We start from the raw sequence: 15,800 nt of genomic DNA, 5'->3' as shown, positions 1-15,800 counted from the left end.
CCTTATTAGGATTCCAAAAAAGAAGGCCAGATTTCAGTTTTTTGCTGAAAATCCGGGCTTCACACTAAACAAACTATTTACTATTCTATAATTTCTATTAATATCCTTTGTTTTGTGTCAACAATTTATTCAACTGTAGTTCTAAATATGGAATCGGAAAAATTAACCTATCCTGATTTAAGTTATAGGAATTACTAGCAAGATAGCCGTACTTCGCCTTCATTTCTACGCCATGTGCGTTGATCACTTCTATTGCTTTGCCAGTTCTTACTAGATCATGCCACCTATGGTTTTCAAATGCAAGCTCGACCCTCCTTTCTTTTTGAATGGCATTAGCTAACTGTGTTTTGTTGGTCGTATTTACTAATGGAAGATCGGCTCCTGCACGTTTGCGAACCATATTCAGATAAGTCAATGCTTCTCCACTGGCTCCCGTTTCATTCAGAGCTTCTGACAGCATCAACAATACATTTGAATAGCGATACACAGGCCAGTTATCATCTGTATTTCTTTCTCGGCTATGAGCATGCAGATATTTCTTAATAAATGGCTTGGAGATTTTTCCGGCTGGGGTCACATATCCTTCGCTTTGTTTTACAGCTTGAATAACAAAACTTCCGTCACTCCCAATTACACCCTCCGCTATACCAATGGAAGCATTTTTTCTTGTATCACCGTTTTCATAAGCACGCATCATATCATCTGTAGGCACATTGAATCCACCATAGTTTAGTGTGTTTGAGACTACTCCAGTGATTAATTCTACATTATTTGATTTTGGAATGAACCAATATGAAAACATACTTTGTTGACCTTGGTCGCCCATCATAAATTGAATTTCAAAGATTGACTCAGCGTTGTTTTTATTGCTGGTCTCAAAAATGCTTGAGTACACTGGCAACAATGAGTACCCCATTGTTGTTACAGATTTTAAAAGAGGCAATGCATTTGTAAAATCCTTTCTCGTCATATAGATTTCAGCCAACAGAGTGCTTGCAGAACCTTTGCTAACCCGGCCATTTTGGGGAAATTTAGGGTTGTCTAATTTCGCTATTGCGTCTTTAGCATCCTCAATTATTACCTTATAAACATCTTCAACAGATGATTTCGCCAAAAAAGCATCATCCTCTTTTTTCACTTCTGTTAAATAGAGTGGAACTTCTCCGAAATAGCGAACAAGGTTAAAATAAAAATATGCTCTTAAAAACTTGGTTTCACCAAGAATCCTGTTCTTAGCGGCTTCATCAATACTAGCCTCGGCAATCCGGTCAATAATCGTATTTGCACGTGCTATTCCTGCATAGCAAGTATTAAAATAACCATTGGTCCATTGATTTTGGGAATCATCTAAGATATCATCTATGTTTTCCCTTCTTACAATATGAATGCCCCTATCAGGAGCGTAGTAATCGTAATGAGTATTATCTGAACGCATTTCGCCCATTAAAAAACCACTTTCCCCGACTGTGCTTCTCAGCACAGCATATACTCCAGATAATGCCTGGTTAAACTGTTCTTCAGTTTCAAAAAAATCGTTTGCACTTAATTCAGAATCCGGAGTAAGATTTAAGAAGTCATCTGAACATGATGTAAATGCCAGCGCAGTAGCGAATAAAATATATCTAAGTTTCATAATTTTAATAATTAAAATCCAACATTTAATCCAATAGTATATGTTCTAGGAATAGGGTAAGCAGTTTGGTCAATACCCAAAGACAATGGATTAATACCACTTGTACTTACTTCAGGATTAGCATAAGGGTATTTAGTCCACAAAAATGCTTCTTGTACACTTCCGTAAACCCTCAGAGATCTGATGTAATCAGATTTGAACTCGAATGATTTACCTATGGTAATGTTCTTAAGGTTTAGATAATCCGCATCAAATACCCAACGCGAATTATTAAATCTATACAATTCAGTGGTACCTGTTAATGTTCTTGGCACTTGCCCATTTCCTGGGTCTTCCTCAGATCTCCACATTTGCAGCATTTCTTTACGCATATTGAACACCCCATCTAGATTTTCGATATTTTCGAATGTCGCTGCCATTGTTTTTGCACCAACTGACCCAGTGAAAAGGATACCTAAATCCCAGCTTTTATAACGGAAAGTATTATTGAAACCAAAAATGAAATCTGGATTAGGATCCCCCAAGAAAGTTCTATCATCGATATCAATAACACCATCGTTATTCAAATCTTTCATTCTTGCAGTTCCAACTTTTGAAGATATATGCTTTGGTTGAGAGTCAAATTCCTCTTGGTTCATGTAAACACCATCAAAAATATATCCATAGAATTGACCAATAGGGTGACCAACCTGCGTTCGGTTAAAATCACCTTGGTTACTGTAGCCACCAATTGGAGTATCATTAGTACCTAATTTCACTACTTCATTTCTATTGAAAGAAATATTGAAATCTGAGTTCCATGTAAAGTCACCTCTATTGATGATATTAGCATCAACTGACAGTTCATGTCCCCAGAATTTAAATGCACCAACGTTTGTTGAAATTGCAGAAAAGCCTGAAGCTCTTGGTAACTCTACAGGATACAACATACCATCAGTTACCTTGTGGTAATAATCATAGTGTAGATTTATTCGGTTCTGGAATAAAGACAAATCAAAACCAATATCCCATTGATCAGTTTTCTCCCAACTTAATAAGGTATTACCTAAAGATGTGATAGAAAGACCTTGACTTAGGGCTCCTCCAAACACATAGTTTGTAGTACCCATCATAGCTATAGAAGTATAGTTACCAATGTTGTTGTTTCCAACCAGACCATAACTAGCTCTTAATTTCAACATAGAAATTGTAGGATGATCCCTCAAGAAGTCTTCATTGGACACTAACCAGCCCACAGAGACTGAAGGAAATGAACCCCATTTTTTATCAGCACCAAATCGGGAAGAACCATCACGACGCATCGCTGCTGATACCAAATATTTTCCTTTATAATCATAGTTTAATCTGGCGATCAAGGACTCAATTGTCCAAGAAGCGGTGTTACTTACAGAACCAGTTACTGTTGCACCTGCAGACAACCATGGAATGTCATCGTTAGGAAAATCCGTTTTACTCAACCATCCACCTTGAGTCATATAACGTTGAGTGGTATAACCAACTAGTGCGTCGAAATTATGGTCATTAATTGATTTGTTGTATGTCAATACATTTTCATTCAACCAAGAATAGTAGTTACCTGTATTATAAGCACCAGTTGCTTTTTGAGGTGGAGCTACGAAAAGTCCTCCACCAGCTGTTGATGGCACGAAGTTCTGTTGAACATTATTTCCCAAGTCATAATCCGCTCTTGTAGCAAAGTTTAAGTTATCCCAAATATTGATTTTTGCAGATACATTACCCAGGATCCTAAATCTTTTATAGTTATCTTGTTTCTCTTGTAAAACTCTTAACCAGTTAGGATTAGCAAACATACCATACGTATTTGTAGTCAATGGCAATGATCCATCAGCGTTTATGGCAGGAGAAATAGGACTAGTAATAAATGCACCATCAATAACCTGGCGTTGTCCATCTGTATTGATCAATGTATTGTGATCTAATTGAAGAGATGGAGCCACATTAAAGCCTAAAGTGACCCTTTTGTTCGGTCTATATTCTGTATTAGCTCGGAATGAATATCTTTGGTAACCCGTGTTCAACAAAATACCTTTTTGGTTGAAATATCCGGCAGTAACTCCCACACTTACTTTTTCACTATTTCCCAAAACGGATAGTGAATAATTTTGAATAGGTGCTCCTGGGTCGAATAAAACATCAAACCAATCGGTTCCTTCACCGTATTGTTCTGGATTTTTGTAGTCATCAGGGATTTCAGCTTTTCCAGTTGCGGGAAGAACCCATTTCTCATATTTGATTTTATCCTCGTAGAACATTTTTTGCCATTGCGCAAACTCTGTTGCATTCATAACATCAGGTCTACCTCTATTTGGAAGGTATTGAGCTCCGTAATAGGTATTAAAATCTACCATTACGCCTTCTGATTTACCCTTTTTGGTTGTGATAAGAACAACACCATTTGCTGCTCTAGAACCGTATAATGCGGTTGCAGAAGCATCTTTTAATACCGAAAAGGACTCAATTTCATCTGGGTTGATATTGTTGATATCTCCAGTAATAGCCTGTCCATCCACAACATACAAAGGCGTATTTCCAGCGTTCATGGAGGCTGCACCACGAATTCTCACAGCCATACCTTGTCCAGGTCTACCATTTACTTGAGTAACCTGAGCACCTGCGATTCGACCCTGAAGTTTTTGTGTGAATTGTCCTACAGGCAGGTCCTTTGCTTTTGCTGCGTCCATCTCAGCAATTGCACCTGTGATTTTTGATTTCTGTTGAGTACCATAACTGACAACGACCACTTCGTCGATTTGCTCATCTCCTTTTTGAAGTGTTACATTGAGGTTTTGAGATGTGATCTTGACAACTGAAACCTGATATCCGATTAAAGAAATTTTTAAATCCGAGTCTAATGGCGCCTCTATAGTAAATTGTCCAGAAGCGTCAGATTTAGTTGATTTACCAGTACTAATGGAGGTGATAGTAACATCTGCGAGTGGACCGTCGCTATCCCTAACAGTACCTTTGATTTCTTGTAGCCCCTGAGCATATCCAAAGCTCAGCAAACAAGTCCATATTATCATAATAATAAATGGAACCTTTTTTAAGTAGGTTTTTCTCATAAAAGTATAGGTTATGTTTAAATAAAAAGTTAATGTTTAGTCTATAACTCACAAGAAATCATTCCAAAGAATTTGGTATAATTCAGGTATTACGAATTGAATTTGTTCAATCTATGTAATGCTTTCCTAGGTTTATGTTGGATATCAAATTGAGTTTACACTCAACAAGAGTTTATAATTTACTTGATAAAACTATTATTTTAATATTACTCCACTATCCTGTACTTTCATGCGCTTAATGGCGCTTAACAAACAAGAATTGAGCTATTTGCATCATCTATCAAACCATTAACAACAAAAAATTCTTTATTTTTAAGCGTATCCATAACAAGAAATAAATAATTTAATTTTCAAGGAGCACCATAACAATCATGCATAGCTTAATTATGAAGGTTAATTTTGGAGGAAGATAAATTTGAGGAATTATTTTATTGTATCTTACATCTAACATATGAATGAATTATTCAAAATTTATAAAATAGACAATAGAGAGGCAGAATATATTCAATCTCAAGCCAATGATCCACATCATCATGAGTTTGAGGAATTGATTATTGGCATCAAAGGCAAGATCGATCATTTCATAGATTTTAAAAGTGAAACCTATGTAGCTCCATTTGCAAGTTTTGTGAGTCGGGGAAAGATTCACCGTGTTGTACCCCTACTCGAAAATGGGGATTGCGACTTTTGGGTTTTAAGGTTCAAGAGTGAATTCATTCCAGAAACAACATTTAATCTATATGCATATTTCCATGACCATGCTAACCTTCAATTCGAGCAAGGCCGTTGCTTTGAGAGAATAAACTTACTATGCAGTATAATCCAAGAGGAAATGACGCAGGCAAAACCCGAGCTGGCAGTTGTGAGAGAATTATTAACAACACTATTTGCCATGATAGAATCTGAAAGGCAAAAGCAATTCCCAGACTATCAAAACCTCTATAAAAATCAGGATATCACCTTTAAGAACTTTTTGAATATTCTTGAAGAGAATTACAAGCGTCCAGAAGGCGTAAATTATTATGCTGAGAAACTGTTTATGAGCGCTAGAAATTTAAATAGCATCACACAAAGCATCTTGCAGCAATCAGTTTCCGAAATTATTGAAACAAGAAAACTTATTGAGGCAAAGAATTTACTCCTTAGCACGAATAAGACTATTTCAGAAATAGGCTTTGAACTTGGTTATTCTGACAAGGCATACTTCACAAGTGTTTTCAAAAAGAAATCCGGACAAACTCCAACTGAGTTTAGAGAGGAAATGGGAAAACTCATTTCCTAATTTTTATACTTTTCTTCCAAATTTTCATACCTCCTACACTCCTTTCCTTCCGATATTTGTATTATAAACTGGAAAGGAGTTTATCATTATGGATGATATGACTAGAAAACAATTTTTAGCAGCAGCAGCGACATTGCCATTGGCAGGTGCTGCCGTTAAACTGAAATCATTAAATAAATTTATTGATGGTTTGAATAATACGAGCAATATGCCGGTTTTATTCCTTGGACATGGAAGTCCTATGAATGCTATTGAGGATAACGAATTTGTACAAGGATTTAAGAACATAAGTAAGGAGATTGAAAAACCTACGGCAATATTGGTTATTTCAGCTCATTGGGAAACCAAAGGTACCTTTGTTACTGCAATGGAAAATCCGGTTACCATCCATGATTTTGGAGGGTTTCCACAAGAACTATTTGATGTTCAATATCCAGCACCAGGATCACCAGAATTAGCGGCTGCTGTCCAGGATATCGTTACGAGCAAAGATGTTCATTTGGATGACAAGTGGGGTTTAGATCATGGTTCATGGTCCGTTGTTAAACATTTGTATCCTAATGCAGATGTTCCCATTATACAAATGAGTATTGACTATAGCATGCCAGCTTCACATCATTATGCTTTGGCCAAGGAATTAGCAGCATTGCGTAAAAAAGGAGTATTGATCATTGGCTCTGGTAATAATGTCCACAACTTAAGAATGGTGTCATGGAAACATCTGAACACCGTAGGTTATGCATTTGATTGGGCTCAGGAAGCAAACGAAAAAATGAAAGGTTACATTTTGGATGGTAACCACCAGCCTTTAATAGATTTCGATAAACAAGGTCCCGCCTTTGATATGGCGATTCCTACCCCAGAGCATTATTTACCCATGATATATGCATTGGCATTACAAGAAAAAAACGAAGATTTGATGATTTTCAATGATGCAGCAGTAGCTGGTGCATTGACGATGACGTCATTTAAAATCGGATAAAGATATCACACTACCTATTACTTTTACCTAAGCTGCCGGAATATCTGGCAGCTTTTCTTTTTAGAAGTTCTTAACCATTGCAAAAACAAATTCTTCGTCAACACCGTGTTTTGTGTTCCACAAATACTATAATTTCCAAAAATTAATTTTTTTCACCGAAGATTAATAATTCCACAAGTTTTCACCGAATTAATATTGGTCTTTACCGAGTTTTAAAAGAGACTTGCCTAGTCTCTATGTTCGCGATTTGATATTACATATACCTTTGAATCAAACAATTAACATAATCAATCACAAAAAAATTATAAGTCATGAAAACGCTAATCACTCTAATCGCAACTACAATTTTCACTCTTTTAAGTTCATTTGTATTCGCAAGTACAAAACCAGAACCTGTAAAATTCATTAAGGTAGAAACTATTATCGACCATTACATCGATGCTACCAATAACGGTGAAACTTCTATGCTTAAGCATCTTTTTACCGATGATTTTAAATATGCTACTCCAAACAATGGCCAACGTGAGATGATCGGACGCACAGCATTGATCGAATATTTAAAGAAAAATAAAGGTGTTAAGTTAGATGCTGAAACAGAATATGCATTCGTTGAAAAAAACGAAGATTGCAGCATAGTAAAAATTACAACCGATTTCGGACAGTTCCAAAGGTTCGATTACGTCACTCTTTGCAACAGCAAAGATGGTTGGAAAATCAGTAATGTAACCGTTACTTATCCTGGAAAATAGATATTTCATAAGTTTAGTTTAATAGTTTTTTATCTGAAGGTATAACGAGGAGTTATACCTTTTTTATGCGTAACATTCTTGCTAAAACCAATTAGGAAAGGATATTATTTCAATAATAATTCTTATTTTCAAGCTTCATAAACCTTTTACTTTAAATGAAAAACATATTATTATCTCTCACGACCATTGGCTTGTTATTTACCAGTAATTGTGAGGCTCAACAGAATCCTGTTTTCAAAGGATGGTATGCTGATCCTGAAGCAATAATTTATAATAATGAATATTGGATTTTCCCAACATATTCAGCTCCTTATGAGCAACAGACTCATTTTGATGCCTTTTCATCAAAAGATTTGGTGAACTGGAAGAAACATCCGAGTATCATTGACAATAAGGAAGTGAAATGGGCTGAAAAAGCAATGTGGGCTCCAAGCGTTATTGAAAAAGGTGGAAAATATTACTTCTTTTTTGCAGCCAATGATGTTCACGAAGGTGAAATAGGCGGTATTGGTGTAGCTGTTGCTGATAAACCTGAAGGACCATACAAGGATTTATTGGGAAAACCTCTGATTAATGATATTGTACATGGTGCTCAACCAATAGACCAATATGTATTTAGAGACAAAGATGGTCAGCATTATATGTTTTATGGCGGCTGGGGTCATTGTAATGTGGTGAAATTAGCTGATGATTTTAAAAGCTTAGTACCATTCGAGGATGGAACTATTTATAAGGAGGTTACTCCCGAAAACTATGTTGAAGGCCCAACGATGTTTATTAAAGATGGAAAATATTACTTCATGTGGTCAGAAGGAGGATGGACTGGTCCAGATTATAAAGTTGCCTATGCCATTGCCGACAATCCCCTAGGACCTTTTAAAAGAATAGGTACAATTCTAGAAAAAGATCCAAATGTTGCTAAAGGCGCAGGTCATCATTCCGTGATTAAAATCCCTAATGAGGATAAATATTACATTGTCTACCACAGAAGACCTCTTGACAAGGAAAAATCTTTCGAAAGAGAAACATGTATAGATGAAATGGTTTTTGATCAAAATGGCCATATCAAACCTGTAAAAATGACCTTTGAAGGCGTTAAACATGTTTTAAAATAAACTGAATGATATCCATATGAAAGCCATTTCTGAAGCGCAGAAATGGCTTTCTTTTTAAATATCTTATATTAGCTGCTCAACAAATAGCTTATGAAATTCGGAAAAGTAGAAGATCCAAGTCAAATAGATTTTTCATTGCCTGATACACCAAAAGAAACTATTCAATTCTTGAATAAATATAAAAGTGATGAAGATTTCGAAATAAATATTGGCTATCCCAAATGGTCTAAAGCTGACCTTAAAGGGTTCTACCCAAGAGGAACGAAAGACGAATTGCGCTATTACTCAGAAGAATTTAATTCCGTAGAATTCAATGGTACGTTTTACAGGTCTCCAAGTAAGGAGCAGGTTCTGATTTGGAAAAACAGAACTTCAGATGATTTTAAGTTTTGTCCTAAATTCACTAACAGTATCAGTCATTATTCCCGATTAAACAATACGGATGAAAAGGTTGCTGCATTTGTAGATTCAACGGTGTTATTTGAAGAAAAATTAGGCATGGGATTTATTCAAATGCCAGAAAACTTTAGGCCTAAAGCATTTGATAGACTTGAAGCTTTCCTGAATAGATTTCCCAAAGGATATCCTCTAGCATTTGAGGTAAGGCATGAGGAATGGTACAATGACGACCAAACATTAAACAATTACCTTAAGCTCTTGAAGAAAACGAATACCACGAACATCATTGTTGACACACCGGGTCGCCGAGATATGTTAAATTTTCAATTGACAACACCTGTTGCCTTTATTAGGTTTGTTTCTTCAACTGATGTAATCGATAAGCTTAGATTATCTGAATGGGTTACTAAAATAAAGGAATGGAAAGAAGCAGGCTTAAAGCAAGTTTATTTTTTTGTACACCAAAAGATTGACCCCGAAACGCCATTTCTTTCTACTGATTTTGTAAAAGAACTGAATGAACAATTGGGATGCAAACTCCCAATTGCACAAAAAAAGGCGCTTTAAAAACGCCTATTATTTTTCGAAATTTTATTGATAGACCAGTGCGCCACTGACATTCCAGAAACTGCTGCTCTCTCCTTCTTTAGGTCCCTGAGGAATTTGAATTCGAATGGTATGCTCTCCTGCGGCCAAATCCCCTAACTCTATAAATACTGGGTTTGTGATGGTTCCCGGGCACCAATTCGAACGGCTCAAGTCTGAAGAAGATAAACCATCGTCAAAATTTCCGCTTACAGGATTGTACAACCTATAGCTTCCACAATCCAGCCTCCAAGGAGTAAATTGCGTTTTTAAAGTACCATCCAGAAATATGCGGTTAGGTTTTGGGACAAACTCATCTCCATTACCCCAACCTCCATGGCCAGTAGTGATATATCGTAATTTAGCTCCTTTTATATCATTTGGCACAGTGAATTTCAGTTCCAACCCTTTCTCAAATGCAAACATTGTTGGATAAGTCTGACCTCCCATTTCCATAACATTTGTAGTATTGAATAGTGGAAGGATTTTCATGCCATCAGCATAATTCGAACCTCCAGGATGTATGGTTAACTCTAAACTCACTTTATGCCCACCTTTGTCATAGTTACCAATGTATGTACCTATGTAAATTTCTTTACCAGCCATAACCGATAAAAATTCAGAAACATCTTGTCTATAAATCACGCTATCTTGCCAAGTTTTACCTTTTAATTTCAGTCTATCATTGAAATGTGAAACACCAAAAGGCGTGAAAAATCGCATCAGTTCCAAAACCGGCGAAAAACTATCTGTGCGAACCATGCCTGGATATTTTGTACCTGCAGAATCTACATAAGCTGGCAAGGTTTCCATTCCGTTTTTCATGCCATCTAAAAATGTAGTCTTTTGATCCTCGGATATTAGGAAAACAGAACCCGTCCTATCATAAGCGTCTCCATTAGATTTTTCAATCAGCTGAATAAATGCTTGAGCTCCATTCTCAACCGAAGGAACTTTTACCTTTTTCATGATGACGGTTCCTTCAGCAAATCGCAGAATAGAATCTGACTTAATACCCGGTTGGAAACAAATCTGTGCGTCCTGAAAAATAGGAATATGAATAAATTTGCTCTTCCATAAAACATCTCGATAACTTAACTCATCTAAAAGGTTACTCGCATTAATTTGAGGAAGATCCTTTGTCCATGATTTTAACTTTTCAATTGAAGCGGCGAATAAGCCAGAATTTCCATTTCGGCGATACTCTAAAACCAACCCCAAGGTTTGACCAAGATCGTTTGGAGCAGCATTGATCTTCAATTCATTCGTATATAATAATTCAATCTTGTTAGAATTAACCGAAGTCACTGCCTTCTTGGTTTTGTGTTTCAGGATTTCTTTTCCTTGACCTTCATCTTCATACTGATACTTTTTTAACGTATTGCTGTCAACTGTGCTGATCATCTTGGAATCAGACAAATAAGAAATTCTATAAACCAGATCCTTCGTATAATCATAACTAGAGACTTCTAAGGGATACCTTGGTTGACCTGAAACTTGACTTTCACGAGTTACAAAAGATTTACCTTTTGTTGCAAATACCACTATAGGGTCTTGCTTGATCATTGCACCATCTCTGAAATAATGGTAAGTAATCTTATATGTTTCCTGTGCAAGACTTGTATTGCCCAAGCATAATATCATTAAACAAATTAAAACTCTGATCATTTTCTAAAATACTTCTATAGTTGTCCCATTTTCAAGCGGATGTGAGGTACAAATCAAACATCTACCATTATCTACTTCCCTATCTGTCAAAACTTCATTATAATCCATTCGCACTGCACCATTGGTAACTTGCGATATACAGGTACTACACATTCCTGATTTACAAGAATATGGAAGTTTCAATTTATGTTCTAAGCCTACATCCAATACCGTTTTATTATATGGAATGGTTAGCGGATATTCATTGCCTTGAAATTTTAATACAATATCATAGCTGGTCATGTCTACAGGTTCTTCTTCCTTTTCATCGTCGTCGTCTTCCTCTTCTGGAAAATGGAATGTTTCTCTTTTGATAGTATCTTCCGGAAAGCCCATACCCAACAAGGTAAACCGCACCAAATCCATATAGAACAAAGGCCCACAGGTATAAAAAACAGCATCTGTAGAACCATTCAATTGCGCATTCACAAGATCGATGATATACTCCCTATTCAATCTTGCTTTCATAAGATTTTTGGTATTTGACCAAATAAACTCAATATGCAACCTATCTGGATATTTCTCTTGCCATTTTAATAGCTCCTCATAGAAAATTGTCTGTTCTTTTGAGCTATTACTATAGACCAGAACAACTTTACTATTGCTTTCAGCAACCAACGCGGATTTCAAAATGGAATATAGTGGTGTCACGCCTACTCCAGCGCCAAATAAAAATATTGTATTTGTATTCTTCTCCGATGGTTCGTAAGTAAAAAGTCCTTGTGGATCCATTACTTGAATTTCCGCTCCTACCTCAGTTCTGTGGTGGAGTAATCTCGATATTTCCCCATTGTCCACTCTTTTGACTGTAATCTCATATGGTTCATCAATAAATGGTGAACTCGAAAACGAGTACGAACGCCTCACTTCCCGATCACCAAACTCAAAAGCCAGGGTCAGAAACTGACCTGCCTTATAGGCTGGAAAATTTCCTGATTCATCCTTAAAGCGAATGGAAATATTATGATTAGGTTGTTGAATAATCTCGGATATCCTGAATGTAAACATGGTTCTAAAGATACCACCTTCAAAGAGATTTTTCAAATAGAAAGAGTTGATAGGATATTAAAATTAGGCATAATAAAAAGAGGTTTAGCCATAGACTAAACCTCTGTGTTTATTTTGTTGTAAACTTATTAAAGCTTACGTTTTACTTCTACTTGTTCGAATGCTTCCACGATATCTTTTTCTTGAATATCATTGAATCTTTCAATACTCAAACCACACTCATAACCTTGAGATACTTCTTTCACGTCGTCTTTGAAACGTTTCAATGAAGCTAACTTTCCTGTATGGATAACAACACCATCCCTGATTATACGGATCTCATTGTTACGGTTGATTTTACCATCCAATACCATACATCCAGCAATTGAGCCAACTTTGGAAATCTTGAACACCTCACGGATTTCAACTTCCGCAACGATTTTCTCTTCAAGTTTCGGAGCCAACATACCTTCCATCGCTGATTTGATCTCTTCAATCGCATCATAGATGATTGAATATAGACGGATATCGATTTGTTCATTCTCAGCAAGCTTACGAGCATTTTGAGTAGGACGAACTTGGAAACCGATAATGATCGCATCAGATGCTGAAGCTAACAATACGTCGGATTCTGAAATCGCACCAACTGATTTGTGAATGATATTAACTTGTATCTCATCAGTCGAAAGTTTCAATAATGAATCGGACAATGCCTCGATAGAACCATCCACATCACCTTTAACGATAATATTAAGTTCTTTAAAGTTTCCGATTGCAAGACGTCTTCCGATTTCATCCAATGTGATGTGTTTCGTAGCACGCATTCCTTGCTCACGCTGAAGTTGTAGACGTTTGTTTGCTACTTGACGAGCTTCAGATTCACTTTCCATTACGTAAAGTTTATCACCCGCTGTTGGAGCACCAGACATACCTAAGATTTGAACTGGCATCGAAGGTCCTGCTTCTTTCACACGCTCACCTCTCTCATTGGTCAAAGCTTTAACCTTACCAGAGTATGATCCTGCAAGAATTGGATCTCCAATTTTCAAAGTACCACCTTGAACTAATACAGTAGTTACAATACCTCTACCTTTATCTAATGCAGCTTCAATTACAGAACCAGCCGCACGTTTTTCAGGGTCAGCATGCAATTCTAATAATTCCGCTTCCAATAATACTTTTTCAAGCAACAGATCAACATTCTCACCTGTTTTAGCTGAAATCTCTTGAGCTTGGTATTTACCACCCCAATCTTCAACCAAGATATTCATGATTGACAACTGCTCACGGATCTTATCAGCATTTGCACCTGGTTTATCCACTTTAGTGAATGCGAATACAATAGGTACTCCTGCAGCCATAGCGTGGTTGATTGCTTCTTTTGTTTGAGGCATCACGGCATCATCCGCAGCAATAACGATAATAACGATATCTGTTACTTGAGCACCACGAGCACGCATCGCTGTAAAGGCTTCGTGACCCGGTGTATCCAAGAATGTAATCTTTTTACCACCTTCTAATTGTACTGCATATGCACCGATGTGCTGAGTAATACCACCCGCTTCACCTTTAGTAACATTCGCCTTACGGATATAATCTAGTAATGATGTTTTACCGTGGTCAACGTGACCCATTACAGTTACGATTGGAGCTCTTGGAACTAGACGGCTAGTATTGTCTGCCTCTTCCAATTCGGTAGTCTCTTCATCCTCCGGTTTGATAAATTCTATTTGGAATCCAAATTCATCAGCAACGATTGCTAAAGTTTCTGCATCCAGACGTTGGTTGATCGACACGAACATTCCTAAGCTCATACAAGTAGCAATAACTTGAGTAACCGGAACATCCATTAGATTTGCCAATTCGTTGGCAGTAACGAATTCTGTTACGCGCAATACTTTAGATTGTGCTTCTTGCTCCATTGCTGCCTCTTCTGCTGACAATGCTATATCATCACGTTTTTGGCGGCGAAGTTTCGCACGTTGAGCGAATTTACCAGATTTACCAGCACCACTCAAACGAGCAAGTGTTGCTTTGATTTGATCTTGGATCTCTTTTTCTGAAGGTTCTTCCTTCGGAGTATCAGGCTTTCTGTTTCTATCGTTACGACCTCTATTGTTTCCATGGCGGTCATTGTTAGGATGATTACCACGGTTTGGTCTATTTCCACCTTGGTGAGGAGGACGATTTCCACCATCTTGTCTATTGCCTTGTTGACCTTGACCTTGGTGTTGAGGACGGTTTCCACCATCTTGTCTGTTACCTTGACCTTGACCCTGGCCTTGACCTTGGTTTTGTCCATAACCACCTTGGTTACCTTGTCCTCCATGCGGAGTATTAGGTTTGTTAGTACGCTTGCGCTTACGCTTGTTGTCTTGATTTCCACCAGCGTTGTTCGATGATGAAGCTACTGGTTTGTGTGGTTTTGCAACAGGTAATTGGATTTTACCAACTACTTTAGGGCCACTTAAGGTTTCCGAGCGAGCGCGTATAACATCGTCAGTCGGTTCTGCTTTTGCAGCAGGCTTTTCAACTTCTATATTTTTTTTCACCTCTACAGGTTGTTTTTCTGTCTTTTCTGATTTCTCAGGTTTTTCAGTATGCTCAGTTTTCTCTGGCTGAGCAGCTTTCTCCGGTTGAACAGGTTTTGCTTGTTGTATTGGTTGTGCAGGTTTTGCAGGCTCCTGAACTACAGGTTTCTTCTCTTCAACTTTCGGTGCTTCTTCTTTTTTCGGTTCTTCTACTGGTTTCGCAACAGGAGCTTCTTCTTTCTTAACCTCTGCCTTTGGAGCAGGTTCTGCTGGTTTCTCGACTTTTTCTTCCGCTTTTGGTGCAGGTTTTCCTCGCTTCAAGCTATCCAAATCGATCTTTCCAACTACTTTAAGTGGAGATGATCCTCCCTCTTCCTTCTTAGGTTCTTCAGCAACAGGTGTAGACTCTGTTGATGCATTATTCTTAATTAAGATTTCTTTAACCTCAGCAGGACTTTCCTTTTCTTCAGTAGATTCAGGGTTTGAGCTTGCTGTGCCTGTGGCTGGACCTTCTTCACGGCGAATCTTGCCGATAACTATTTGTTTAGCCTCGTCTTTAACAATCTTATCACCCTGAAATTCCTTCAAAAGAACCCCATACATCTCAGGGCTCAACTTAGAACTTGGCTTAGAGTCTACATCAAACCCTTTCTTAACCAAATATTCTACCGCTGTGCCTATTCCAATGTTGAGCTCTTTCGCAGCTTTAAGCAAGTTTATACTTTTACCTTCTGTCATCTACTATCT

10 protein-coding genes are annotated in these 15,800 nt (G+C 37.4%); 5 read left to right on the top strand and 5 right to left on the bottom strand.

Annotation, left to right across the window (positions count from 1 at the left end):
• Positions 1-97 precede the first annotated feature (97 nt).
• The gene (locus tag CRT24_RS20405; protein WP_099372939.1) at positions 98-1,633 is read right to left on the bottom strand and encodes a RagB/SusD family nutrient uptake outer membrane protein; all 1,536 of its coding nucleotides are present in this window, start codon (positions 1,631-1,633) and stop codon (positions 98-100) included.
• An 11-nt stretch (positions 1,634-1,644) separates the two neighbouring features.
• Entirely contained in the window at positions 1,645-4,716 is a 3,072-nt protein-coding gene (locus CRT24_RS20400; RefSeq protein WP_099372938.1) for a TonB-dependent receptor, read from the bottom strand.
• A gap of 451 nt (positions 4,717-5,167) precedes the next feature.
• Here CRT24_RS20400 and CRT24_RS20395 point away from each other — a divergent pair, with 451 nt between their 5' ends.
• From CRT24_RS20395 to CRT24_RS20375, 5 genes are all read left to right on the top strand, one after another.
• Complete coding sequence (locus tag CRT24_RS20395) at positions 5,168-5,998, top strand: helix-turn-helix transcriptional regulator (protein ID WP_099372937.1); 831 nt, start codon at positions 5,168-5,170, stop codon at positions 5,996-5,998.
• Between the two features lie 97 nt (positions 5,999-6,095).
• Positions 6,096-6,980, top strand: a complete 885-nt coding sequence (gene ygiD / locus CRT24_RS20390; protein ID WP_099372982.1) for a 4,5-DOPA dioxygenase extradiol — start codon at positions 6,096-6,098, stop codon at positions 6,978-6,980.
• A gap of 311 nt (positions 6,981-7,291) precedes the next feature.
• On the top strand, positions 7,292-7,729 hold the full coding sequence (locus CRT24_RS20385; protein WP_099372936.1) for a nuclear transport factor 2 family protein: 438 nt from the start codon (positions 7,292-7,294) through the stop codon (positions 7,727-7,729).
• 155 nt (positions 7,730-7,884) lie between these two features.
• A complete protein-coding gene (locus tag CRT24_RS20380; protein ID WP_099372935.1) occupies positions 7,885-8,844 on the top strand; it encodes a glycoside hydrolase family 43 protein in 960 nt (319 codons plus the stop codon).
• A gap of 90 nt (positions 8,845-8,934) precedes the next feature.
• Positions 8,935-9,810: a DUF72 domain-containing protein gene (locus CRT24_RS20375; RefSeq protein ID WP_099372934.1), complete on the top strand. Its 876-nt coding sequence runs from the start codon at positions 8,935-8,937 to the stop codon at positions 9,808-9,810.
• A 24-nt stretch (positions 9,811-9,834) separates the two neighbouring features.
• On the opposite strand, the gene CRT24_RS20370 is transcribed toward CRT24_RS20375, so the two are convergent.
• The 3 genes from CRT24_RS20370 to infB all read right to left on the bottom strand — a co-directional run bounded on the left by CRT24_RS20370 (position 9,835) and on the right by infB (position 15,791).
• Positions 9,835-11,472 (bottom strand): PNGase F N-terminal domain-containing protein, encoded by a 1,638-nt coding sequence (locus CRT24_RS20370; RefSeq protein ID WP_218962672.1) that lies wholly within the window; start codon positions 11,470-11,472, stop codon positions 9,835-9,837.
• Between the two features lie 27 nt (positions 11,473-11,499).
• On the bottom strand, positions 11,500-12,579 hold the full coding sequence (locus tag CRT24_RS20365; protein ID WP_257214120.1) for a ferredoxin--NADP reductase: 1,080 nt from the start codon (positions 12,577-12,579) through the stop codon (positions 11,500-11,502).
• Between the two features lie 92 nt (positions 12,580-12,671).
• Positions 12,672-15,791 carry a translation initiation factor IF-2 gene (gene infB / locus CRT24_RS20360; protein ID WP_099372931.1) on the bottom strand — a complete coding sequence of 1,040 codons (3,120 nt, stop codon included), beginning with the start codon at positions 15,789-15,791 and terminating at the stop codon, positions 12,672-12,674.
• Positions 15,792-15,800: the final 9 nt, after the last annotated feature.

It is taken from the genome of Sphingobacterium sp. 1.A.5 (assembly GCF_002734235.1).
In the GTDB taxonomy this organism is placed as follows: domain Bacteria; phylum Bacteroidota; class Bacteroidia; order Sphingobacteriales; family Sphingobacteriaceae; genus Sphingobacterium; species Sphingobacterium daejeonense.
The sequence above is the reverse complement of the archived record's forward strand: the minus strand, read 5'-3'. Positions and strand labels throughout refer to the sequence as shown.